This window comes from Acinetobacter sp. BEC1-S18-ESBL-01 (genome assembly GCF_014169935.1).
Taxonomy (GTDB): domain Bacteria; phylum Pseudomonadota; class Gammaproteobacteria; order Pseudomonadales; family Moraxellaceae; genus Acinetobacter; species Acinetobacter pittii.
This window is the reverse complement of record NZ_AP022302.1, coordinates 2,958,331-2,981,174: the sequence shown is the minus strand read 5'-3', so window position 1 is coordinate 2,981,174 and position 22,844 is coordinate 2,958,331. Positions and strand designations below refer to the sequence as shown.

At 41.1% G+C, this 22,844-nt stretch carries 22 protein-coding genes; 14 read left to right on the top strand and 8 right to left on the bottom strand.

Features of this window, described 5'->3' with window-relative positions:
* Positions 1-13: 13 nt before the first annotated feature.
* From argB to H7R46_RS14155, 6 genes are all read left to right on the top strand, one after another.
* Positions 14-919, top strand: coding sequence for an acetylglutamate kinase (gene argB, locus H7R46_RS14180; RefSeq protein WP_002121716.1), 906 nt, complete (start codon positions 14-16; stop codon positions 917-919).
* 122 nt (positions 920-1,041) lie between these two features.
* Positions 1,042-1,824 (top strand): GNAT family N-acetyltransferase, encoded by a 783-nt coding sequence (locus H7R46_RS14175; RefSeq protein WP_002121744.1) that lies wholly within the window; start codon positions 1,042-1,044, stop codon positions 1,822-1,824.
* Positions 1,825-1,932: 108 nt separating this feature from the next.
* Complete coding sequence (locus H7R46_RS14170; RefSeq protein WP_014205980.1) at positions 1,933-2,781, top strand: class II glutamine amidotransferase; 849 nt, start codon at positions 1,933-1,935, stop codon at positions 2,779-2,781.
* Between the two features lie 251 nt (positions 2,782-3,032).
* Positions 3,033-3,488, top strand: a complete 456-nt coding sequence (locus H7R46_RS14165) for a bacteriohemerythrin (protein ID WP_002121698.1) — start codon at positions 3,033-3,035, stop codon at positions 3,486-3,488.
* Between the two features lie 153 nt (positions 3,489-3,641).
* Positions 3,642-4,709: a hypothetical protein gene (locus tag H7R46_RS14160; protein WP_005070863.1), complete on the top strand. Its 1,068-nt coding sequence runs from the start codon at positions 3,642-3,644 to the stop codon at positions 4,707-4,709.
* On the top strand, positions 4,709-5,023 hold the full coding sequence (locus H7R46_RS14155; protein WP_005070859.1) for an RnfH family protein: 315 nt from the start codon (positions 4,709-4,711) through the stop codon (positions 5,021-5,023). The genes H7R46_RS14160 and H7R46_RS14155 overlap by 1 nt, the downstream gene beginning before the upstream one ends.
* 64 nt (positions 5,024-5,087) lie before the next feature.
* Here the strand turns inward: H7R46_RS14155 and H7R46_RS14150 are convergent, their stop codons facing one another.
* Complete coding sequence (locus H7R46_RS14150; protein WP_002121740.1) at positions 5,088-5,486, bottom strand: outer membrane protein assembly factor BamE; 399 nt, start codon at positions 5,484-5,486, stop codon at positions 5,088-5,090.
* A 111-nt stretch (positions 5,487-5,597) separates the two neighbouring features.
* Here H7R46_RS14150 and fur point away from each other — a divergent pair, with 111 nt between their 5' ends.
* Positions 5,598-6,035, top strand: a complete 438-nt coding sequence (gene fur, locus H7R46_RS14145; protein ID WP_002121758.1) for a ferric iron uptake transcriptional regulator — start codon at positions 5,598-5,600, stop codon at positions 6,033-6,035.
* A 69-nt stretch (positions 6,036-6,104) separates the two neighbouring features.
* Here fur and H7R46_RS14140 read toward each other — a convergent pair whose 3' ends face one another.
* Together H7R46_RS14140 and H7R46_RS14135 are read right to left on the bottom strand one after the other, a co-directional pair.
* Entirely contained in the window at positions 6,105-7,223 is a 1,119-nt protein-coding gene (locus tag H7R46_RS14140) for a PilT/PilU family type 4a pilus ATPase (RefSeq protein WP_005070855.1), read from the bottom strand.
* A gap of 19 nt (positions 7,224-7,242) precedes the next feature.
* Entirely contained in the window at positions 7,243-8,280 is a 1,038-nt protein-coding gene (locus H7R46_RS14135; protein ID WP_002121749.1) for a type IV pilus twitching motility protein PilT, read from the bottom strand.
* A gap of 126 nt (positions 8,281-8,406) precedes the next feature.
* Between H7R46_RS14135 and H7R46_RS14130 the strand changes: the two genes are divergently transcribed.
* A complete protein-coding gene (locus tag H7R46_RS14130; protein WP_005070852.1) occupies positions 8,407-9,099 on the top strand; it encodes a YggS family pyridoxal phosphate-dependent enzyme in 693 nt (230 codons plus the stop codon).
* Between the two features lie 200 nt (positions 9,100-9,299).
* Here the strand turns inward: H7R46_RS14130 and H7R46_RS14125 are convergent, their stop codons facing one another.
* Together H7R46_RS14125 and H7R46_RS14120 are read right to left on the bottom strand one after the other, a co-directional pair.
* Positions 9,300-12,896 carry an AAA family ATPase gene (locus H7R46_RS14125; RefSeq protein ID WP_086260977.1) on the bottom strand — a complete coding sequence of 1,199 codons (3,597 nt, stop codon included), beginning with the start codon at positions 12,894-12,896 and terminating at the stop codon, positions 9,300-9,302.
* 9 nt (positions 12,897-12,905) lie between these two features.
* Complete coding sequence (locus tag H7R46_RS14120; protein ID WP_005070848.1) at positions 12,906-14,174, bottom strand: exonuclease SbcCD subunit D; 1,269 nt, start codon at positions 14,172-14,174, stop codon at positions 12,906-12,908.
* 163 nt (positions 14,175-14,337) lie between these two features.
* Here H7R46_RS14120 and H7R46_RS14115 point away from each other — a divergent pair, with 163 nt between their 5' ends.
* The gene (locus H7R46_RS14115) at positions 14,338-14,811 is read left to right on the top strand and encodes an OsmC family protein (RefSeq protein WP_005070843.1); all 474 of its coding nucleotides are present in this window, start codon (positions 14,338-14,340) and stop codon (positions 14,809-14,811) included.
* A gap of 61 nt (positions 14,812-14,872) precedes the next feature.
* Here H7R46_RS14115 and H7R46_RS14110 read toward each other — a convergent pair whose 3' ends face one another.
* Positions 14,873-15,250 (bottom strand): VOC family protein, encoded by a 378-nt coding sequence (locus tag H7R46_RS14110; protein WP_005070840.1) that lies wholly within the window; start codon positions 15,248-15,250, stop codon positions 14,873-14,875.
* Between the two features lie 380 nt (positions 15,251-15,630).
* On the opposite strand from H7R46_RS14110, the gene H7R46_RS14105 reads away from it, so the two are divergent.
* Together H7R46_RS14105 and H7R46_RS14100 are read left to right on the top strand one after the other, a co-directional pair.
* Positions 15,631-16,080 carry an ABZJ_00895 family protein gene (locus H7R46_RS14105; RefSeq protein ID WP_002121708.1) on the top strand — a complete coding sequence of 150 codons (450 nt, stop codon included), beginning with the start codon at positions 15,631-15,633 and terminating at the stop codon, positions 16,078-16,080.
* A gap of 86 nt (positions 16,081-16,166) precedes the next feature.
* Positions 16,167-17,072, top strand: a complete 906-nt coding sequence (locus H7R46_RS14100) for a TIGR01777 family oxidoreductase (protein ID WP_005070837.1) — start codon at positions 16,167-16,169, stop codon at positions 17,070-17,072.
* Here H7R46_RS14100 and H7R46_RS14095 read toward each other — a convergent pair.
* A complete protein-coding gene (locus H7R46_RS14095; protein WP_005070836.1) occupies positions 17,064-18,179 on the bottom strand; it encodes an NAD(P)/FAD-dependent oxidoreductase in 1,116 nt (371 codons plus the stop codon). The genes H7R46_RS14100 and H7R46_RS14095 overlap by 9 nt on opposite strands.
* 25 nt (positions 18,180-18,204) lie before the next feature.
* On the bottom strand, positions 18,205-19,218 hold the full coding sequence (hemB, locus tag H7R46_RS14090) for a porphobilinogen synthase (protein WP_000222569.1): 1,014 nt from the start codon (positions 19,216-19,218) through the stop codon (positions 18,205-18,207).
* A gap of 142 nt (positions 19,219-19,360) precedes the next feature.
* Here hemB and H7R46_RS14085 point away from each other — a divergent pair, with 142 nt between their 5' ends.
* The 3 genes from H7R46_RS14085 to H7R46_RS14075 all read left to right on the top strand — a co-directional run bounded on the left by H7R46_RS14085 (position 19,361) and on the right by H7R46_RS14075 (position 22,807).
* Positions 19,361-19,858 (top strand): thioesterase family protein, encoded by a 498-nt coding sequence (locus H7R46_RS14085; protein ID WP_002121786.1) that lies wholly within the window; start codon positions 19,361-19,363, stop codon positions 19,856-19,858.
* A 267-nt stretch (positions 19,859-20,125) separates the two neighbouring features.
* Positions 20,126-21,277, top strand: a complete 1,152-nt coding sequence (locus H7R46_RS14080; RefSeq protein ID WP_005070833.1) for an EmrA/EmrK family multidrug efflux transporter periplasmic adaptor subunit — start codon at positions 20,126-20,128, stop codon at positions 21,275-21,277.
* A 6-nt stretch (positions 21,278-21,283) separates the two neighbouring features.
* The gene (locus H7R46_RS14075; protein WP_005070832.1) at positions 21,284-22,807 is read left to right on the top strand and encodes a DHA2 family efflux MFS transporter permease subunit; all 1,524 of its coding nucleotides are present in this window, start codon (positions 21,284-21,286) and stop codon (positions 22,805-22,807) included.
* Positions 22,808-22,844 lie beyond the last annotated feature (37 nt).

The window sequence follows — 22,844 nt, the reverse complement described above, 5'->3', positions numbered from 1 at the left end:
AAGGAGAGGCGTAATGCCACAACATCAGCATATCGGTGTCGACAAAGCAAAAATCTTGATTGAAGCTTTGCCGTATATTCAACGCTTTACTGGTAAAACGCTGGTGGTGAAATACGGTGGCAACGCAATGACTGATCCAGAGCTTGAAAGTTCATTTGCCCGAGACATCGTTTTACTTAAAACTGTAGGATTAAATCCGATTGTTGTTCACGGTGGTGGACCACAAGTGGACTCATTCTTAAAGCAGTTAGGCCGTGAATCTGACCGCATTGACGGTATGCGCGTAACTGATGCTGCAACCATGGAAGTGGTTGAAATGGTGTTGGGCGGCAGTGTAAATAAATCAATCGTTAACCTGATTAATAAACACGGTGGACGTGCGATTGGTTTAACGGGTAAAGATGGTAATTTACTTCGTGCCCGCAAATTGCTTATGGAAAAGCAAGAAGAAGATGGTTCTATCAAACATATCGACTTGGGTATGGTTGGTGAAGTGACAGGCGTTAAAACAGATGTATTGGAAATGTTCACCCAAAGTGACTTTATTCCAGTGATTGCGCCATTAGGTGTAGATGAAGAAGGCAATACTTATAATATTAACGCTGATTTAGTTGCAGGTAAGGTTGCAGAAGCATTAGGCGCTGAGAAATTAATTTTGCTCACCAATATTAGCGGTGTGCTTGATGAAAATAAAAATCTGTTAACTGGCCTTACGACACAAGAAGTTGATCGCCTCATTGAAACAGGTGTGATCTATGGCGGTATGATTCCTAAGGTAGGCTGTGCGCTTGATGCCGTTAAAGGCGGCGTTGTGAGTGCGCATATTGTTGACGGTCGCGTGCCACATGCAACATTACTTGAAATCTTTACTGATCATGGTGTTGGAACGCTGATTTCTAACCGAACTAAAACAGCTTAAGAAATCAGTTATTCTCAATAAAAAGATCACCCTAGGTGGTCTTTTTTTATACCATCTTGATTTGGTCATTTTTTTGTCATGAGCTTTGACTAGTGTAGGGGGTGTCACTAGGAGCGTTCATTATGCTGGAAAAATTTAATCAATATCGCCAAACCTGGACTTTACCTTTAAATCGTCATAAAGCAATAAATCAGACGCAATTTCGTTTTGAGTGGGTTGATAATTTAAAAGAATTACAAGATGTACAACGGTTTCGTGCACAACAATTTAGTCAACAATTCGGAATCAAGTTTGAAGATAACTTAGACCAAGATATTTACGATTTTGGTTGTGAACATGCGGTCTTGCGTGAAAAGTGGACTGGAGAAATTGTAGCGTATACTCGTTTAAAACTATTTCAAGGCCATGAAATAGCACAGAGTTACAGCGCACATGAGTTTGATATTGTTCCTCAGCTTTCCCATCTTCCAAATGTGTTAGAAATAGGCCGTACTTGTGTACATCCTCGCTTTCGTAATGGTAAAGCATTATCTATGCTGTGGTTAAACCTTGCACCCAAAGTGCTATGGTCAATGCGTGCTAAATATTTAATGGGCTGTGTCAGCATTCATTTACAAGATAATTTGGCTAGAGCGTACTACACGCATCGCCAGATTCAGCAGTTACCAGAAAGTAAAACGATTGATATCCGTTCGAAAAAAATCTATGAACCTGAATATCCTGAGTTTAGCTTCCCACAAGATGAACGTATGCCAAAGCTATTCCAAATGTATCTGAGCATGCAGTCAAAACTATCGAAACAGGCTTTTTTTGATGAAGAGTTTAACTGTTTGGATTATTTTGTATTTCTTGAGGTGAATAAAGTCGCGACCTCATTTGTGATGAATAAAATGGTGCAGCGTTAATCATATTTCCTATTTTGTAATAGCCAGCACATATTGAGATTTGCAAGCACTTTTACTCTCATGCACAATAGAGCAGATGGGGTAATTAGAAGTAGTTTAAAAAGCGATATGTGCCAGCTATTAGGAATGAATTGTGCAACACCAACGGATATTACTTTTTCCTTCCGTGGTTTTTCACAACGGGCAGGAATTACCTCAGATCATAGTGATGGATTTGGTATTGCATTTTTCGAAGATAAGGCATGCCGTTTATTCGTTGATAACCAATCGGCAGTTGAGTCTCCAATTGCTGATCTCGTTCGTAATTATCCTATTAAATCACGTAACGTGATCGCACATATCCGCAAAGCTACTCAAGGTAAAATCACATTAGAAAACTCTCATCCCTTTATTCGAGAGTTGTGGGGGCGACACTGGATTTTTGCCCATAATGGCGATTTACATGACTTTAATCCGCCGTTAAGTGGACGTTTCACACCAGTAGGTAATACCGATAGCGAGCGTGCATTTTGTTATTTGCTCGATCAACTCGTTGAAGCTTTTGGTTATGAAGAACCAAGTCTTGAACAAATCTTTGAAGTATTAGAAAAGATTTCTCCGCAAATTGCGGAATACGGCACATTTAATTATTGTCTATCTAATGGCAAAGCATTATTTAGTTATGCCATTACTAAATTACATTGGCTCGTTCGTGAATATCCATTTAATCATGCTCATTTAATTGACTTAGATGTCGAAGTCGATTTTAGCCAGGTAACCACTCCAGAAGACCGTGTGGCAGTAATAACAACTGAACCTTTAACACATAATGAAAATTGGACAGCATACCAACCTGGTGAAATGATTTTATTTCAACATGGTCAACCAATTAAAAAGGCTATTACCTTTGTAGAAAGATTAAAGCGCGAACAGGAAAATCCTGAACTTAAACGTATTACGCGTGCAGATCAGTATTAATATAAAATACATTTAAAATATATGAATAAGGATGTTTATATATTTTTATCATTTAATAATAAAATAGTTTGTTTAAAAAATACTTTATTATTTTAGTTGGTTAATTTTAATTTAATATTTAAAAAACAATAACTTGAGTTAAATATAATTTTTATATGCTAAAGCCGACAAATTAGGTTTGTTTTTATTTATATTCTTTAAATATATCATGCAGTTTATGCAACGATCATTAATCATCATTGGGGAGATGTATGAAAATGAAATGGGCTTCAGAATATAATACGGGTATTGATGTTATTGATGAGCAACATAAACGAATACTTGATTATATTAATGAAATTGATGATGTAAAAGATGAAGAGGATAGACGTCGTATTAAAGATGTTCTAGACAATATTATCGATTATACGCAATCACATTTTACTTTCGAAGAAAGTTTGCAAGAGGAAGCTGATTATAAATATCGTGTACCTCATAAACGTGTACATGATTTATTTATTAAAAAAATAGAGTTATATCGTGAACGTTTTGAAATGGGGCACACGATTGAAGCAGAATTACAAGAAATTTTGGCTAAATGGTTAATTAACCATATTCAACATGATGATGCCGATTATGTAGGAGCAGTAAAAGAAAATATGATGGGAATTATTAGAGAAAAAGAAAAGAAAAAAGGGAAAAACTGGTTTGCTCGGTTTTTCTCATAACCTGAAATAAAAAGAACTCATAATTTCAGTTAGCGCGGCAAACTATCGATTCGGTAGTTTGCTTTTTTTATTGAGCAAACTTTGATTTTCAAGCATGACACGGGCAAAATATCTCTAGTCTTTTTCAAGGAATGCATAATGCAGGACATACCTATGTCACGATGGTTATCGCCCCTGATGGCGTTTTGCTTATCTTTCATCATTATGGCGACATTGGCACCCACAATGGGAATCCAGATTGATCGTCAACTCGATTTCTGGTTGTTGTGGTTAGGCACAATGTTGTTATTGGCACTACCAGTTTGTTATTTGGAAATTGCTTTAGCAAAACGGTCGAAGACTACAGCCTTAAATGCTTTATCAAGTTTAACTCGTGAAGCAGATAGTTCCCCAAAATGGCGTTTGGTTGGCTGGCTTGCAGTTATTTTTATTCCATTTTTAGCTGGTAATGTACTAAGTACCGCTGGCAATTTACTGACTACACAACTTAATAATAGTGTTTCAGGACAACTTGTTTTTGCTGGCCTTGCTGTTGTGGCTCTCATTTTATCTTTTATTCCACGTCAGATTTTAATCTTACTGATGACGATTGGTGTAATTGCTTCTCTTGTTTTAGCTAACACGATGGGAACGACTTTACAGCCTTGGCACTGGACCAATGTTGAGTTTAAAGAATGGGGTAATGCGACTGTACTTGCGCTCGTTGCGAGTGGATTAGGCTTAGGGCTTTACTGGCAAAATAGTGTAGGTGCTGTGCAGACGCAAGAAGGCGCAACGAAAACTGTTCTTCCAATTTGGTTAGCTCAGCTCATTGCTGTGATTGCCTTCGGTTTCTTTTCTTTACAAGCACAGCTTCCTGTTTTTACTTGGATCTTTACCGCAGTAATGACCACAGCGTTATTTGTGCAACTGGCTAGAGAGCAGCTTGCTCAGCGTCAGCTTATGCCTATTTTACAGTGGGTGATTATTGTTGTAGCGATTGCTGTTTGGGCTGTGCCTGAGCTTCATAACATCTTTACGCTGATTTTGATGCTTTGGGGATTACTCATTTGCTTGATCTATGCCATTTTTGCTGGCTGGATTATGAAAATTAGCCATTTGCGTAAATCTATGAATTTTAGCAATGAGTTGTTTTATAACTTATGGCGCATTGCGGTACGTATTGTATTGCCGCTTTCAATTGTGATTGCCATGATTGCGGTGATTGGACAAATGATCTGATGGAAAAAGCTCAGCAAGTGTGGGTTGCTTATGCAGCCCCAGAGCAACAGTTTTTAGTTGCTATTCCATTTCAAGCTGGTATGACTGCATTACAAGCAGTTGAGGCGAGTGGCTTGCAGACACAGGTCAGTTTGCCTGAGCCATTACAACTTGGCATCTTTGGTACAAAAGTTGAAGCACATGCGATTTTGCAAGCTGGTGATCGAGTTGAGGTTTATCGACCTTTAACGATTAACCCTAAAGATATACGTCGTAAACGCGCCGAGAAAAACCCTGTGGGGCGATATATTAAAAGTAATCGCTTTAAGCAATAAGCCCCATAAACAAAACCCCTCAAAGTATTTCACTTGAGGGGTTTATTTTTATTAGAAAAAACGATTATAGTGGTGGTGCAGTTAAAATCGCTTCTTTAGAAGCAGGTAAACCTGGTTGCGATTCTGGAATAGTTTCTAAACCTTCAATTTTAGTTACTGTGCCAGTGCCATCAAAGTAAATTTTTAAATGCTGACCATGTGCTGCGGGGATTTTTGCTTTTTTAGCATAAGTTCCCGGGATATAGTTGTAAATGTAGTCCCAACGTAGAGGATTGAGGGGATCAGTCACAGTTGGACTACCAAGCAAAAAACGCACTTGCTGGAAATTCATGCCGACTTGTACTTGAGAGGCTTGAGCTTTGGTCAATGGAGTCCCTTGAGGAATATCAACCTTATATACACCAAAGATTGAACAACCAGCAAGGAGTGAAGTGACTAATAACGTCAGCACGAGTTTTTGCATTTTGCTACACTATCCCAATAAATTATGATGCATTTGATCAAAGGATAGATCATACTTCATCTAAATTCTATTGCCTATTCCAACTTGAGATTTGTTGAGAGACCTTTTTTCATGCCTATTTCCAATCAAGATTTGCGCAAAGCTGGACTTAAAGTTACCCTTCCTCGAATTAAGATTTTGGAATTATTAGAAAATTCAAAACAACATCATCTTAGCGCTGAAGATATTTACAAGACTTTGTTAGAACAAGGGGAAGATGTCGGCCTTGCGACAGTTTACCGTGTGTTAACACAATTTGAAGCTGCAGGTATCATTCAGCGCCACCATTTCGAAAATAATCATTCTGTTTTCGAAATTATGCAAGAAGATCATCACGATCATTTGGTTTGCCATAATTGCAACAAAGTTATTGAATTTACTAATGATGTTATCGAGAAAGAACAGCATGCTGTAGCTGAGCAACATGGGTTTACCTTAACGGGTCACTCATTAAACCTCTACGGTTACTGTAACGAACCTGAATGTCAGGAAGTACTGCGCAAGAAATAATCGTTTTCACACAAAGAAAACAAATAAAAAAGGAAGGTTACGTTTAACCTTCCTTTTTTTATGAAGAAATTACTGTCTGTCGAAGGTTAAATGCTGATTTGTGCCTGCAATTTGCTCAGGACCTTCTTCGGCAAGCTTAATTGTTAAACGTAAATCGTTTGGTGAGTCGGCATGTTTTAATGCATCTTTGTAGGTAATTTGGCCTGACTTATAAAGATCAAACAGTGCTTGGTCAAAAGTTTGCATACCGAGTTCACGTGAGCGTTTCATTAAATCTTTAATTTCATGAATTTCGCCTTTGCGAATATAGTCTGAAATTAGTGGTGAGTTAATGAGAATCTCAATCGCTGCACGGCGCGAATTACCATCTGGAGTCGGAATAAGTTGCTGTGCAATCATGGCCTTTAAGTTAAGAGATAAGTCCATGTAGAGCTGACTGTGGCGGTCACTTTCAAAGAAGTGAATAATACGGTCAAGTGCTTGGTTGGCATTGTTCGCATGCATTGTGGCTAATACAAGGTGACCTGTTTCGGCGAAGCCAATCGCGTAGTCCATAACTTCACGAGAGCGAATCTCACCAATCAAGATTACATCGGGTGCTTGTCGCAACGTATTCTTTAAAGCAATTTCAAATGAGTCTGTATCGATCCCAACTTCACGTTGGGTAATGATGCAGCCAGCGTGTTCATGAATAAACTCGATAGGGTCTTCAATGGTAATGATATGACCTTTAGAGTTATGGTTACGATAGCTAATCATTGAAGCCAATGATGTCGATTTACCTGTACCTGTTGCACCTACAAAAATAATGATACCGCGTTTGGTCATTGATAAATCTTTAAGCACAGGCGGTAATTGCAAGTCATCAATTGAAGGAATTTTAGTTTCAATTCGCCTTAATACCATGCCTGGCATGTCGCGTTGCTGAAAAGCACTCACACGAAAGCGGGCAGTTTTATCACGGTTCATAATGGCAAAGTTACATTCACGAGTCTCAGCAAATTCTTTGCGTTGTTTTTCACTCATGATGGAATGTAAGAGTTGCCCAATAATTTCGCCTGAAAGACTATTTTTTGAAATGGGAACAATTTGCCCGTTAATCTTCATCGATGGTGCAACGCCATCTGTAATAAAGAGGTCGGATGATTTTTTTTCAACCATCAGGTTGAGCAGGTCATTAAAATCCATATTTATTCTCTAATTATTTTTATAGAAATGATTCAGGCTGTTTAGCAGCAGTACGAGCCGTTTGCGGGCTGATCACACCGCGAGACACCAAATTCTTTAAGCTTTGGTCGAGGGTGGTCATGCCATGATTTGCGCCAGTCTGAATAGCTGAGTACATTTGCGCGACTTTATTTTCACGAATTAAGTTACGAATGGCAGGAATACCAATCATGATTTCATGAGCTGCCACACGGCCGCCGCCATTCTTTTTAAGCAGGGTTTGTGAAATAACCGCCTGTAAAGATTCAGAGAGCATGGCACGAACCATGTCTTTTTCTTCGGCTGGGAATACGTCAATTACACGGTCAATGGTTTTCGCAGCAGAAGTGGTATGAAGAGTACCAAATACTAAATGACCTGTTTCGGCAGCAGTAAGTGCTAAACGAATAGTCTCAAGGTCACGCATCTCACCGACCAAAATAATATCTGGGTCTTCACGCAGTGCTGAACGTAGTGCCTCATTAAAGCCGTGTGTATCACGATGCACTTCACGTTGGTTGATGAGACATTTCTTAGATTGGTGTACAAATTCGATAGGGTCTTCAACCGTTAGAATGTGGTCATAACGGTTTTCGTTGATGTAGTCCATCATCGCTGCAAGTGTCGTCGATTTACCAGAACCTGTTGGACCTGTCACCAGTACAATGCCGCGTGGATAATCACAAATATCTTTAAAGATTTGACCTAAGCCTAAATCTTCCATGGTGAGTACTTTGGACGGAATCGTACGAAACACTGCACCCGCACCACGGTTTTGATTAAATGCGTTAACACGGAAACGAGCAACGTTGGGTACTTCAAAAGAAAAGTCGGTTTCGAGTTTTTCTTCGTAGTCACGACGCTGTTTATCATTCATGATGTCGTAGACCAAACGATGAACATCTTTATGATCTAGAGCAGGTAAGTTAATGCGACGGACTTCACCATCAACGCGAATCATTGGCGGCATGCCAGCAGACAAGTGTAAATCGGACGCGCCATTTTTCACAGAGAAGGCGAGTAGCTCTGTAATATCCATAATTTCCCCAAGTAAATCAAAATATGTCATTATTTTGTAGAATAATATACGGCTTTCACCGAGGCTTACCAACACCTCGCTTTAGGTGAAAAGCAAAAAAGTTTTTTGAAAATGAGAACCTTGTCAATGAATTACCTGCAAGATGCGCGGCAGCACGTATTACAGCAAATCCAAAGTGCTTGTGAACATGCTCAACGTGCGCCTGAAACCGTACAACTTTTAGCCGTATCGAAAACACATCCAAGTGAAAGTTTGCGTGAAATGTATGCAGCAGGGCAAAGAGCATTTGGCGAAAACTATTTGCAAGAAGCTTTAGATAAAGTCGAAGCTTTACAGGATTTAGACATTGAATGGCATTTTATTGGTCATGTTCAACGCAACAAGACGAAGCATTTGGCCGAGAAATTTGATTGGGTACATGGTGTAGATCGTTTAATTATTGCCGAGCGATTATCTAACCAACGTGGTGATGATCAATCTGCTCTGAATATTTGTTTGCAAGTGAATATTGATGGGCAAGACAGTAAGGATGGTTGCGCACCAGATGAAGTTGCCGAGCTGGTTGCTCAAATGAGTCAGTTACCTAAAATCAAATTACGCGGTTTAATGGTCATTCCAGCACCTGACAATACTGCCGCTTTCGCAGATGCTAAAGCCTTGTTTGATGCTGTGAAAGGCCAACATACGCACCCAGAAGATTGGGACACTTTAAGTATGGGAATGTCGAGTGATTTAGAAGCTGCAATTGCGGCTGGTTCAACTATGGTACGTGTAGGAACGGCGTTGTTTGGTGCTAGAGACTATTCGCAAAAAGGGTGATGTAAGCTTTATCTTACAGAAATTGCGGCCTTTTGCGGCTATGGCAGACAATGCTTTTTTCGTATTATGAACTCATCAGGAAACAGGATGTTTCTAAGAATAACAATAAACAGTGATGAATGGATGCATACAGGTACGACAGGAGTTATACCAACGCAGAATCTAAAAAAGCCCCGACAGGATGTCGGGGCTTTTTAGTTTTAACCTACTACTTCTATGGTACTTGCACCCGCGCCGAGTGGTTTTACCTGAATTTGTACAGGAATACGTTCATGCATTTCTTGAATGTGTGAGATGAGAATGACTTGGCGTCCCTGATTTTGTAGTTGGTCTAGAGCATTCATCACCATGTGCAAAGATGAGGCGTCTAAAGTACCAAAGCCTTCATCAATAAACAGCGATTCAATTTTCATTGAACCCGAGGCCATATTGGCAATCGCTAAAGACAAGGCAAGGGCAGTTAAGAACGATTCACCGCCAGACAAAGATGCAACTGAGCGGGTTTCTCCATCCATGTCGTGGTCAATAATGGCAAGACTTAGAGACTGATCTAGGCGTTTTAACGTATAACGTTGAGACAGCATTGCCAGTTGCTGGTTGGCATGTTCCACTAAAATATCTAGGTGATATTGCTGGGCATAGTCGCGGAACTCTTTACCTTTTGCATCACCAATCAAGCCTGAAATTTTGCTCCAACGATGTTCTTCTTGCTGAATATTTTGAATTTGCTCGGCGTATTGTTGCTGTTTAGCCAGATTTTGCTGATGCACTTCGAGCTTAAGCTTAAGTCGATCACGTACTTCAAGTTGTGCTTTAAGCTCTGCAATATTGTCTTGAATAAGGCTAACAAGCTTTTCATATTCAATATCTGGCTGAGTTTGTAAGTGCTCGCTTAATTGCTCTTGCATGGTTTTAAGGGCAGAAGAGGCTTCACTTAATAAACGCTCAGCATGATTAAGACGATTACGAATGTCTTGCTCTTGGGCGGAATTGATTTGCATGAGCGCCGTAAGATCAGTTGCCTGAAAATCAACGTGGGCTTTTAACCAGTTTTGAATTTGCCCATCAATTTGCTGCTGGTACTCCGCAGTGTGTTGATACTGATGTTTAAGTTGATCGAGCGCCTGTTTTTGCTGCTCAAAGTGCTGTCTGGTTTGTTCAAAACGTTGTTTAGCCTCGTGATACGCCGTTTGTTGTTGCTGACGTTTAACGTCATGCTCAATTAGCCATTCGTGCGGTTTAATATCAGAGAGGCCCGTCATTTGCTGAATGAGCGACACCGCTTTTTCATTATTTTGTTGGCCTTTAAGCGTAATCTCTCTGAGATTTTGATCGATCTCATCAATTTGCTTGGCCATTTGTTCAAAGTTAGCAGTCAACATTTTAAGTTCTTGTTGCTGCTGTTCAAAACGATGTGAAAGCTGTTCTTGTTGCTCAAGCTGCTTAGCGCGTGCATCAAGAATAGTCCAAGTCTGCTTAGCCGTTTGGCTACTCGACTGCTGCCATGCGTGCTGTTCGGCTTCCGATAAACACTCGACAATATGTTGAATTTGTTGTTGCCATTGCTGTGCTGTATTAAGCAAACTTTCATTGCGCTGAATAGATTGCAGCAGTTGATTGTGATGTTTAATCGCTTGGGTTAAACGCAAGTTTTCTGAGTCAAATGAACTTATGGCTGTTTGCGCGGCTTGTCTGAGTTCATTCAGCGTTAGCAAGATCTGCTCAGGAGCTTGATTAAGCTCAATATGTAATTGATTGAGCTTAAACGCTTGCTCAAGTTCTTGTTGCAAGCTTGATTGTTTTGTTTGAAGTTGAGCTAGATATTTCTGAACTTGCTCAAGCTCGGCACGACACTGGGTAAGTGCATGTTGCTGGGTTTGCCATGCATTAAATTTAGTTTGCTCGAGTGCAACAGCTTGCTGCTCTTGTTGTTGCTGCAAATCGAATAAAGCTTTGGAAACTGCACTATCATCAATACGGTAAGGGTGGTGGGTACTTCCACAGACTAAACACGCTTCACCTTCTTTAAGATTGGCACGTAACTGCTCAATATTTTCAGTGTGTAGTAAACGCTGCTGTTGCAGGATGTGCTGTAACTTTTCACGTTCAGTTTTTGCTGTTTGGTAGTCTTGTTCAGCTAACTGGCAAACAGTTTTAAGCTGTTCTTCTTGCGCGGAGGCTTGAGTATGTTTTTCGTTAAATTGTTGAAGCTCAGCATATAGCTCATGATAAATTTTTATTTTTTGCTGAATCAGATCTAACTGAGTGATTTGAGCAAGTTTCTGATCTTTATCTTTACGCTGTTGCTCAAGTTTTAACTCAATTTGTTCAACTGTGCCGAGTGAAGCTGTGAGTTGTTCGAGTTCACTTTTAGCTTCCGATAATTTTTGGCGGGCAAGAGTCGGGTTTCCGAGCTGTTGTTCAATTGCTTCGTAATTTTGAATAAATTGCCCGAGCTGATGCAGATGGGCTGAAAGGCCTTTGTCCAATACAGCATATTGCTGAGTTTGAGTAAGCTGCTGTTGTAGATGAATTTTGTTCTGCTCAAGCTGTATAATCTGCTGTTGCACAGTGTTTTGCTGTTGTTGCACTGGACTGAGTTTCTGCTCAAGTACATTTTTCTTTTCTTTGCACTTTTTATATTCATCAGCAATAAAAGCACGTTCTTGAATGGACTGCCGAACTTGATTTAAAGCTTGTTGATGCTGTTGCTCAAAATCAAGCGTCTGTTTGAGTTCTTGTTCTGCAAGTTGATATTGTTTTTGTCCCGTTTCAAAAATTTGCACCAACTCATTAAACTTGGTCTGAGCTTGCTGAATTTGCGGCTCAAGTTGTTGTAGGGTTTGTAAATTTTGAGATTGCTGAAAAACTTGTGGGCGTATTTCAGAGAAAACTTCGAGTCGTTTTAATTGCTCACGCTCACCAGCCAATTGTTGATGATGATTTTGCTGTGCTTGAAACTGTTGCTGTTTAGCTTGGACTTCTAGCTCAAGTTTCGCTTTACGCTCAAACCATTGTTGTTGTTTGTCTAAGACATTTTTTTGCTGTTCTAACTTTTGATGGTTTTGTTCGGCTTGCTGATATTGTTCGGTAAATGCAGCAATCTCTTCATCAGACAAAATTTCAATGTGGCCTAAGAACTCTTCAAGCTGTTTACGCTGCTTTGCAATATCTGCTGTTTTACGAAAAGCCAGCTCACCGATTTTGGCGAAAATGCTGGAGTTGGTCAGGTACTCGAGTAACTCACCGCGTTCGCTGTCTCGTGCTTTTAAAAACGCGGTCACTTCTGATTGGGCAAGTAATACGGCACGTGTAAACTGTTCAAAAGAAAGCTGGGTAATTTGTTTAACTTTTTCATCAACCGCTTTGGCTTTGTCGGCAAGCACGACACCATCGGTCAGGCATTTTAAATGGCGCTGTACGCTTTGTAATTTACCATTTGGGTTTTCACGTGCCCGCTTAATTTCCCAACGTGCCAAATAGCGTTTTTGATCTTGTGCAATAAAGCAAAGTTCAGCAAAACCATGTCCTGTACCACGGCGTAAGACTGTTAAAGGTGAGTTAGTGAGCAACTCAGAACCATCAACATCTTTTAATTTGCCATCATTGTCTTTCAAGCGAGGCACCCGATTAAACAAAGCCAGACACATGGCGTCTAAAATAGTCGATTTACCAGCACCAGTTTTTCCCACAATCGCAATGAGACCTGCATGGGCGAGAGGTGCGCTTTCAAAATCAATAAAGTGTTCATCAGAAAGAGATGCCAGATTTTTTATTCGAATGGATAAAATTTTCATGACATATCCTTAAGGTGTTGCATCATTTTCAAGATGTTTTTGTGCTTCTTGTACTAGGCTTAGAAAATCTTTTAAGACCGCATCATCGGCGTTGTAACCTTGTTTTTCCCAAATATTTTGAAAGAGTCTTTCTGGTGTTGGTGGTTCAAGTGCGATTTGCTGAGTAGTATTTGAGTTGATCGCGTCTTTATTTACATATTGACGTGAAATACGCACTAAACGATAGCGGTCAGGTGGTAGGGCCGCTTCAAACTGCTGACGTAAATTAGGCTGTGGCGGCGTTAAACTATAATATTCAATATCGATATATTCACGGTGGTCAATATTTTCAATCACGCCATGAGGCAAGGCTTTGAGTTGTTGCAGCACCTCGTTTAGCTCACCACGAATGCGGTGCAATTGTATGCAACGCGGAATTTCGACAGCTTCAAATTGCAAACGGCTGTCAATGTCTTGAGAAGGGTCAATTTTGACCTCAACCACTTGGTGTTTATAGTTAATTTCACTAAAAGAAAGTGGAATGGGTGAGCCGCTATAACGAATGTGCGGCTGGCCTACTTTTTGTGGTTTATGTAAGTGCCCTAAAGCGACATAGTCGACAGCATCTTCGAACAATGTCGTTGAAAGTGCTTCTTCATTACCAATAATAATGGGGCGTTCAGAGTCGGATGTTTCCCCACCTTGCATGTGGGCATGCGACATCAAAATAAGCGCTTGGTCTGGTGTTTTACGACGTTTAGCTTCGGCAATGAGCTGCTGGTGTAAATAGGCAATCGCATTTTTACTGTTAGTGGTATGTTCGTTGAAGCCCGTAATTTCGGCCGAGCGTAAAAAAGGCAAGGCAAGGCACCACGCCACAATATCCTGATTTTGATTATAAATAGGTAAAAGTAGTCGATCGATATCTAGAGTTTTATCTTCATTCCAGCAAACCACACCCACAGTTTTTGCATTGTATTTTTCTAAAAGCGGTTCGACCTGTTCAATACGGTAGCCTGAGTCATGGTTACCCGCAATCATGAGTGTTTGCATGTGCGGTGCAATGCGATGTGCATCTGCTAAAAATTGGTAGAGTTGTTTTTGTGCTTGAGATCCAGGGTTAATGACATCAAAAATATCGCCGGCAATGAGCAGAGCATGTGGTTGTTTTTCTTGAATTTGAGTGAGTAACCAGCTTAAAAATTGTTGGTGTTCGTAGTGGCGTGAATGATTATAAAAAAACTGCCCCAAATGCCAGTCAGAAGTATGTAGAAAATGTACGGACATAGAAACAGACATCAAACCAAAATAAACACAGATACGTTAGCATAAATTGGCGAGAGATTTTATCAAGACATTTTAAAGTGCTCGTTATTTAAGCCCCACTAAAACTTGAATTAAATTTTTCACTTTAAACGCTGCTTTGTTACTATCGACTTAAACCATGAACTTTGAGAAAAAAATGACCATTCATGAATACGAAGTAAAAATACAGTGGGAAGGCAATATGGGTACAGGCACTTCATCTTATCATTCTTATAAACGCGATTTTAGTATTCAGCATCCGCAAAAGGCCACAATTCAAGGTTCATCAGATCCTGCCTATTTAGGCGATGTGACCAGATGGAACCCTGAAGATTTATTGGTGGCATCAGCTTCAGCTTGTCATAAGCTTTGGTATTTACATCTGTGTGCAGTCAATCATATTCATGTGCTGAGTTATGTCGACAAAGCACTTGGCTTTATGGAAGATGCAGATCCAGTTAAACGTGGTCACTTTACCCAAATTATTTTAAGGCCAGAGGTTGTGTTAGAAAAAGGTGCTGACCAAGCGCTTGCAGCAAAACTGCATGAAGAAGCACATCACGAATGTATGATTGCCAATTCGATGAATTTCCCAATTACATGTGAAGCAAGTTTTAGCTTTGCCGAATAAATAATATGAAATAGCCACCAATAAAAAGGCGGTGGCTATACATTAAAAATAAATAAAATCTTTAAGCTGCGTTTTCATCGACTTGAAAGATACCAAAAACGTTGTGGTCTAAATCGACAAAGTAACCATGCCAAGCACGGCCCGGAATAGCGAATTTATCCATCGCGACAATGCCACCTTGCTCTAAAATTTTTGCAGCCACTTCATCGAAGTTTTCGACTTGAACCGAACAGGTAAATGCATTGGTGCCATATTCCATTGGCGGTGTTTGAGCAGGGCGTTTTAATAGTCCACCCATAATCGAAGGTGTCTCTATGCGATAATATTCAATTGGTAAGTTTGGATCTAATTTAAATTGCCAACCAAACACAGCTTGGTAAAACTGCGCATCGCGGGCAGGGTTTGAAGACTGGATTTCAAAATAGGCAATAGTGTTCATATTATTTAAATCATATTTTTATGGTGCAAAAAGTATACGCATAGCCTTTATAGCCACGAAAGGACTATTGTGTATGATGAGCGTAAAATAAATGAAAGTGCTAGAAAATAAAAACCGACGATTCGAGTGATGAGAGAATCGTCGGTCAAAAACTTCATCAAGGGTTTCGGCTGCTAACAAAACCTAATCCGAAGGAAGGAAAGAGTCGTAATGAAAGGTCACCGAAACAATTTTGCGGATGCCGTGCAAAGGAAGTATTCGGTTGCTGCGACCTTGTTACCCTATATAACGTCAAGAGATCAGGATTGGTTGACAGAAAAATGAAAAAAAATCGAAAAAAATTTATAATTATTTTTTGAACCCATAAATTAGGCAAAAATATGACCAAATTACGTTCTTACTTTCTCTGGTTTTTTGGTTTATGCATTGTGCTCACATTAATTGTAGGTGTGGTTGCAGCACTATTACCAGCGAGTGTAGGTGGTATTTTAACAGCCGTTCCATATTTAGGCGCAATGATTTTTGTCTTATTTAAATTTTTAAAGAAAGAACGCCGTGCCCCGACTGTGCCAGAAAAAAAGAAATTTACTTTGGGTTTTACCCTGATTTTTTGGGGCTATAACTTGTGTGGTGTTTTATTTGGTCTGTTTTTATTTGCCAGAAAAGACCCTGAGATTTTGCAGAACTTTATGCTTTACCTCAAACAACCTCAGTTTTTAAGCATTATGGTGATTATGCTTTTAATGTTAGCTATTCCGCTTTATTTAATTACCTACTGGTTTTATGGCAAGCAGGCACAGCGAATGGCTGACAAAATGTTTAACGTGTAATAGATCACTACGAAAACTCATACGATTAAATATAAATGAGTCTTATACAATGAAATAAAACTTGAATCCTCAGCTTAGGAGGAAATATGAATAAGAATGTATTAATTACAGGTGCAAGTGGTTTTATTGGCACGCATTTAATTAAGTTCCTGCTGCAAAAAAATTATAACGTGATTGCTGTGACACGGCAGGCTGGAAAGGAATCTGACCATCCTGCCTTACAGTGGGTGCAAAAACTTGAAGATATTACGACACGTCAAATTGACTATGTGGTGAATTTGGCAGGCGCAAATATTGGCGAAAAACGCTGGACCGAGGCACGTAAAAAACAACTCATTGAAAGCCGTGTAAATACGACACAAAAATTGTATGCATGGCTCAAGCAGTCTGAAATTTTTCCGGAAGTAATTGTGTCTGGTTCTGCAATTGGTTATTACGGAATAGATGATCAAGAAAAGTGGACAGAAGTGTGCACCGAACAAAGCTCGCCACAGCCTATTTTTATGTCTCAGCTTTGCCAAGAGTGGGAACACGCAGCTTTAGCAGACGCTCAGCAAAACACTAAAATTATTCGTTTAGGCGTAGTGTTTGGGCAGGGCGGTGGCATTTTGCCTAAAATGTTGCTTCCGATTCGACTCAATTTAGTGGGTCAAATTGGTCATGGTCGTCAGCCTGTGGTTTGGGTACATATTGAAGATGTATTAAACGCAATTGAGTTTATATTTAAACATCCTCAATCTGCTCAAATTCACAATGTCGTAGCGCCAGAAAATGTGACTCAAAAAGCTTTTGTTGAACAAGCTGCGCAGGTTTTAAATAAGAAACCATTATTGTCGGTGCCTAGTACGGTTTTTCGCTGTGTGTTAGGGGAACAGTCGCAATTGATTTTAAATGGGCAATACGTCAAACCCGTAGCCCTGCAAGCAGAGGGATTTGAGTTTGCTTATCCTCAATTAAAAATGGCTTTAGAGAATATATTGGCGTCAGGCTAAGATTTTATTTTGCAAACGCTCTGGCGAATATGCTTTGGCATCAACTAATGTCGGTTGACCCAGCATAAGCTGACGGAGCAATTGCGCAGAGCCTGCGCCCATACATAAACCATTTCTAAAGTGACCAAAGTTTGCCCAGAGGTTATCCATTTCAGGCATTTTGCCAATGTAGGGAACGCCATTTGGTGAACTTGGTCTGAGGCCTGCCCAGCGATGTACAATCGGGAAATTGGCCAGTTCAGGTACCATTTCTAAACACGCTTCTAAAATATTGTGCTGGGTGGTTTCATCGGTAGAGGTGTCAAAACCACGATGCGCCATGCTAGACCCGCACACAATATGACCGTCCATACGTGGAATGAGATACATCACTCGATTCATACACATGGTCGGTAGCCAGTGAGCTGGGGTTTTAAATAACAACATTTGGCCTTGAACAGGTTCGACTGGAATTTCTAGTTGTAATTGTGAGTTCCAGTAATGGCTCCAAGCGCCCGAAGTTATTACAAAATGATCTGCCGTATGTTTGCGTCCATCTTCGGTTTGGAGAGCTTGTATGGCATCACCTTGTTGAATCAGTTTTTTAACAGCAGCGTGTTCAAAAAACTCAACTTTTGGATGTTGTTTTAAATAGCTAATGAGGGACTGTAATACGCGCGGGTTGCGAATATTAGACAGTTCAGGGAAATAAATCGCTTCTTGGAACTTTTCGGAAATATGTGGATTGACTTGTTCTAACGCATCTCGCTGTAAATATTCACAGCGCTGCATCGGTTCTTGATGTTGATTTGCATAGGAAAGCCCGACGTCAAAATCTTCTTCATCAAAAATTAGCATGCCTGTGTCATGAATTTCAAAATCAATCCCTGTAATAGGGTAGAGCTTTTGGTTCCATGCTTGATAAGAGGCTTTGCCAAATTGAGCGAGTTGGTTCACTGCATGCACATAGCGCCATGGATACATCGGAGAGAGAATGCCTCCGCCAGCCCAAGAGGCTGCTTGTCCCGCTTGTTGTTGATCAAAAATGCTGACTTTACAGCCTTGTTCAACCAACTCCAGCGCAAACATTAATCCACTTATGCCCGCGCCAATGATTGCAATATGCATGCAGTGTTATCCTTTCTCTGCGAACTTAGTTCATTTCCTTGAGTTTTTCAGCAGCGGTTTCTGCAAAGTAAGTCCAGATTCCGTCTGCACCAGCGCGGCGGCAGCACATGAGTGATTCTAAAATGACTGAATCTGATAACCAGCCATTTTGAATTGCGCCAGCTAACATTGCGTATTCGCCACTCACTTGGTAAATGAATGTCGGAATACCAAAGGTATCTTTCACTTCACGTACCACATCCAGATATGGCATGCCCGGTTTTACAATCACCATGTCGGCGCCTTCTTGAATATCAAGCGCGATTTCATGTAACGCTTCGGCACGGTTGGCAAAGTCCATCTGGTAGTTATATTTATTACCACCTTTGAGGTTGGATGCAGAGCCAACAGCATCACGGAACGGGCCATAGAAGCTAGACGCATATTTCGCAGAGTAGGCCATGATGTTGGTGTAGATGTGACCATTGGCTTCTAAAGCCTGACGAATCGCGCCAATACGGCCATCCATCATGTCACTTGGTGCAATCACTTCGGCACCTGCTTCTGCATGACTTAACGCTTGTTTAATCAAGCATTCTACAGTCTCGTCATTGAGCACATAGCCAGTTTCATCAATAATGCCGTCTTGACCATGCGTGGTGTATGGGTCGAGGGCACCATCAGTGATTAACACCATTTCTGGTAATTCTTTTTTAAGTAAACGGCACGTGGTTTGTACTAAACCATCTTCACGCCATGCAGCTTCTGCGGTGAGGCTTTTATCTTCTTGCGGGGTAACTGGAAAAAGAGCCAGTTTTGATACGCCCAATTCCAGAAGTCTTTCAGCTTTTTTCAGTAACAAATCTGCCGACAAACGCTGAATGTTCGGCATACTTGGAATATCTTGGGTCTGATTTTGTCCCGGTAATACAAATACTGGATAAATCAAGTGATTGGTAGTGAGCTGTGTTTCGCTGACCATCGCACGCAACTGGTCATTTTTACGGATACGGCGCATGCGAGTGGCTGGAAATGCAGGACGATTGAACGTATAAGTCATAACAATCTCGATGTTCGGTATTACACTAGGATAGGTTGGCGGATATTCCATTACTGTCAACCGACTGCTGTATTGTAGCCCCATAATGCTGTATTTGTACAAAATTATGGGCGTTTATCATGCTTTTAAATTTAGGCAACATATGAGTGAAGAAAAGAAAAATTGGACTGGGAACATCCATTTAGGTGCAAAAACAGACCTGACTGTGGTTCTCAACCAATTATGTAAGGCGTTTAATAGCTCTCCTTTTTTTAAGCATAGTGGAATGATTATGCGTGTGGTGGACGGGCACATTGAAGGCTATATCGAGATGCAACCCAACCTGATTGGCAATTTGGCATTTCAGATTTTGCATGGCGGTGTTGCTGCAACTTTGCTCGATAGTATTGGTGGAATTGTGGCAATGGAACACCTCTATCGCCGTTCAACTCCCGAAACTTTAACTGAAACCATTAAGCAAGTGTCGCGTTTGGCAACAGTCGACATGCGTGTAGATTATTTAGCACCAGGGCGTGGTAAATATTTTATTGCTCGTGCTGAAGTACTACGTTTAGGTCGTAAGGGCTGTACCATGCGCATGACCATGGTCAATGATGAAGATAAAGCCATTGCTGCGGGTATTGCTTCATATGCCTATTAAGCAATGAATTGAACCCTTTAAAAGCGCCAAGTGCGCTTTTTTTAGTGTTTGAAAAGCTAAAATTTTTACAAAAACTTTGAGATAAACATTAATTTAATTAGAACGAACGCATGAGTTATAAAATTTTATTCTCATATTATGAGGTTTTAGCGTTAAAATTAGCTCCTTTGACAATGCGGTATGTCTTGTTTATAGAAAAATAAAAACTCTATAACAAGGTGTAGTGCGAGATTGATGGCAAAGCCAACTCATCTTTAGGAACATACCATGACTGATGCACAAAGCAATGTACAAGAAACAGTGCCAACAACATCTGCCTCGGATGAAAACAATCAAAACAAGCGCAAAAAATTTCTTGGTTTCTTTGCGCTGATTTTATTGATCGCCGCTATTTTGTATGCAATCTGGGCATTATTTTTAAATAATTCCGTGAGTACGGATAATGCCTATGTCGGTGCAGAAACCGCGCAAATTACTTCAATGGTGAGCGGACAGGTCGCTCAGGTTGTCGTAAAAGATACCCAAACGGTACATCGTGGTGACGTGCTAGTTCGTATTGATGACCGTGATGCCAAAATTGCATTGGCCCAAGCTGAGGCAGAACTTGCCAAAGCAAAACGCCAATACAAACAAACTGCGGCAAACAGTAGTTCTTTAAACTCTCAAGTTGTGGTGCGTGCTGATGAAATTAACAGTGCCAAAGCACAGGTTGCTCAAGCACAGGCAGATTATGACAAAGCTGCTTTAGAGTTAAACCGCCGTGCACAGCTTGCTGCCTCTGGTGCAGTGTCTAAAGAAGAACTCACTAAGGCACAAAGTGCAGTTGAAACAGCCAAAGCAGGGCTAGAGCTTGCTAAAGCTGGTTTAGCGCAAGCCTCTTCGAGCCGTAAAGCTGCTGAAAGTACCTTAGCTGCAAATGAAGCGTTAATTCAGGGTGTAAGCGAAACTTCGACACCTGATGTACAAGTTGCACAAGCACATGTTGAACAAGCTCAGCTTGATTTGGAACGTACCGTGATTCGTGCACCAGTTGATGGGGTGGTTACGCGTCGTAATATTCAAGTGGGTCAACGTGTTGCGCCGGGCACCAGCATGATGATGATTGTGCCGCTCAATGATTTATATGTAGATGCAAACTTTAAAGAAAGTCAGTTGAAAAAAGTCCGTCCGGGTCAGGAAGTCACGCTTACTTCAGATTTATATGGCGATGACGTTGAATATCACGGCAAAGTGATGGGTTTCTCTGGTGGTACTGGCTCTGCCTTTGCCTTAATTCCGGCTCAAAACGCAACAGGCAACTGGATTAAAGTGGTTCAACGCTTACCGGTTCGTATTGCACTTGACCCGAAAGAACTTGCTGAACACCCACTGCGTGTTGGCTTGTCGATGGAAGCAAAAGTCGACTTATCTGCGAAGTAAACGCTTATGAAAACGCAAACACCTTTTGCCGAACTAAGCGGTGGCCGTTTAATACTGGCAGCGTTTGTTATTGCCTTGTCGAACTTTATGGTCGTGCTCGATACGACCATTGCCAACGTATCTGTACCGCACATTACTGGTAACCTTGCTGTTTCAAGTACACAAGGCACATGGGTTGTTACGTCGTACGCCGTTGCAGAAGCGATTTGTGTACCTTTAACAGGGTGGCTTGCGGGTCGCTTTGGAACCGTTCGGGTTTTTATTTTTGGCCTGATTGGTTTTACCATTTTTTCTTTCTTGTGCGGCCTAGCAAACTCGTTAGGGATGCTGGTGTTTTTCCGTATTGGCCAAGGTCTATGCGGTGGCCCACTTATGCCACTCAGTCAAACCTTGCTGATGCGTATTTTCCCTCAAGAAAAGCATGCACAGGCGATGGGTCTATGGGCCATGACCACCGTCGTTGGACCAATTTTAGGGCCAATTTTGGGTGGTCTGATTAGTGATAACCTGTCTTGGCACTGGATTTTCTTTATTAACATTCCGGTCGGCATTGTTTGTGTTTTAGCGGCAATCCGTTTGCTTAAACCAGCCGAAACAGAAACGATTTCTTTAAGAATCGACACGGTCGGTTTAGGTTTGTTAATTCTCTGGATTGGTGCGCTACAGCTCATGCTCGATTTGGGGCACGAACGCGACTGGTTTAATAGCACCAGCATTATCGTTTTAGCTTTAACTGCCGCCATTGGCTTTGTGGTGTTCCTCATATGGGAACTCACCGACAAACATCCCGTCGTGGATGTCAAAGTCTTTAGGCATAGGGGCTTTGCCATATCGGTGCTGGCTTTGTCGCTTGGCTTTGGCGCGTTCTTTGGCAGTATTGTACTGATTCCCCAGTGGCTGCAAATGAACCTTTCCTACACCGCGACTTGGGCCGGCTATTTAACTGCAACCATGGGCTTTGGTAGTTTGACCATGTCACCAATTGTGGCAAAGCTTTCGACCAAACATGACCCGCGCGCACTGGCAAGTTTCGGTTTGATTTTGCTGGGTGCTGTGACCTTAATGCGGGCATTCTGGACCACAGACGCCGACTTTATGGCGTTGGCTTGGCCGCAAATCCTGCAAGGTTTTGCTGTACCGTTCTTCTTTATTCCACTGTCAAACATTGCACTGGGTTCGGTGCTCCAGCAAGAAATTGCATCTGCTGCGGGCCTCATGAACTTTTTAAGAACCATGGCAGGGGCGATTGGTGCTTCAATTGCAGTCACAGTGTGGGATGACCACGCTAAAGTTGCACGCAGTGAAATGGTGTCAAACCTTCATACAACTGAAGTACAAAACACACTTTTGCAAAATGGTTTTTCGGCTGACTCGACCTTAGGAATTATTTCTAACCTTGTCGATAAAGAAGCCATTACCATGTCGGCAAACCATGTGTTTTTGCTATTTGCGATTGTGTTTGTCTTTGCAGGGCTGGTCATTTGGCTGTGTCCAAAACCCAAACAGGTTAGCGGTATGCCTTCTCACTAAATATCAAAAAGCATCTCTTCGGAGGTGCTTTTTTTAG

Coding starts and splice junctions, on each gene's coding strand:
- argB (WP_002121716.1), top strand. CDS start 14: ATGCCACAACATCAGCATATCGGTGTCGACAAAGCAAAAATCTTGATT.
- H7R46_RS14175 (WP_002121744.1), top strand. CDS start 1,042: ATGCTGGAAAAATTTAATCAATATCGCCAAACCTGGACTTTACCTTTA.
- H7R46_RS14170 (WP_014205980.1), top strand. CDS start 1,933: ATGTGCCAGCTATTAGGAATGAATTGTGCAACACCAACGGATATTACT.
- H7R46_RS14165 (WP_002121698.1), top strand. CDS start 3,033: ATGAAAATGAAATGGGCTTCAGAATATAATACGGGTATTGATGTTATT.
- H7R46_RS14160 (WP_005070863.1), top strand. CDS start 3,642: ATGTCACGATGGTTATCGCCCCTGATGGCGTTTTGCTTATCTTTCATC.
- H7R46_RS14155 (WP_005070859.1), top strand. CDS start 4,709: ATGGAAAAAGCTCAGCAAGTGTGGGTTGCTTATGCAGCCCCAGAGCAA.
- H7R46_RS14150 (WP_002121740.1), bottom strand. CDS start 5,486: ATGCAAAAACTCGTGCTGACGTTATTAGTCACTTCACTCCTTGCTGGT.
- fur (WP_002121758.1), top strand. CDS start 5,598: ATGCCTATTTCCAATCAAGATTTGCGCAAAGCTGGACTTAAAGTTACC.
- H7R46_RS14140 (WP_005070855.1), bottom strand. CDS start 7,223: ATGGATTTTAATGACCTGCTCAACCTGATGGTTGAAAAAAAATCATCC.
- H7R46_RS14135 (WP_002121749.1), bottom strand. CDS start 8,280: ATGGATATTACAGAGCTACTCGCCTTCTCTGTGAAAAATGGCGCGTCC.
- H7R46_RS14130 (WP_005070852.1), top strand. CDS start 8,407: ATGAATTACCTGCAAGATGCGCGGCAGCACGTATTACAGCAAATCCAA.
- H7R46_RS14125 (WP_086260977.1), bottom strand. CDS start 12,896: ATGAAAATTTTATCCATTCGAATAAAAAATCTGGCATCTCTTTCTGAT.
- H7R46_RS14120 (WP_005070848.1), bottom strand. CDS start 14,174: ATGTCTGTTTCTATGTCCGTACATTTTCTACATACTTCTGACTGGCAT.
- H7R46_RS14115 (WP_005070843.1), top strand. CDS start 14,338: ATGACCATTCATGAATACGAAGTAAAAATACAGTGGGAAGGCAATATG.
- H7R46_RS14110 (WP_005070840.1), bottom strand. CDS start 15,250: ATGAACACTATTGCCTATTTTGAAATCCAGTCTTCAAACCCTGCCCGC.
- H7R46_RS14105 (WP_002121708.1), top strand. CDS start 15,631: ATGACCAAATTACGTTCTTACTTTCTCTGGTTTTTTGGTTTATGCATT.
- H7R46_RS14100 (WP_005070837.1), top strand. CDS start 16,167: ATGAATAAGAATGTATTAATTACAGGTGCAAGTGGTTTTATTGGCACG.
- H7R46_RS14095 (WP_005070836.1), bottom strand. CDS start 18,179: ATGCATATTGCAATCATTGGCGCGGGCATAAGTGGATTAATGTTTGCG.
- hemB (WP_000222569.1), bottom strand. CDS start 19,218: ATGACTTATACGTTCAATCGTCCTGCATTTCCAGCCACTCGCATGCGC.
- H7R46_RS14085 (WP_002121786.1), top strand. CDS start 19,361: ATGAGTGAAGAAAAGAAAAATTGGACTGGGAACATCCATTTAGGTGCA.
- H7R46_RS14080 (WP_005070833.1), top strand. CDS start 20,126: ATGACTGATGCACAAAGCAATGTACAAGAAACAGTGCCAACAACATCT.
- H7R46_RS14075 (WP_005070832.1), top strand. CDS start 21,284: ATGAAAACGCAAACACCTTTTGCCGAACTAAGCGGTGGCCGTTTAATA.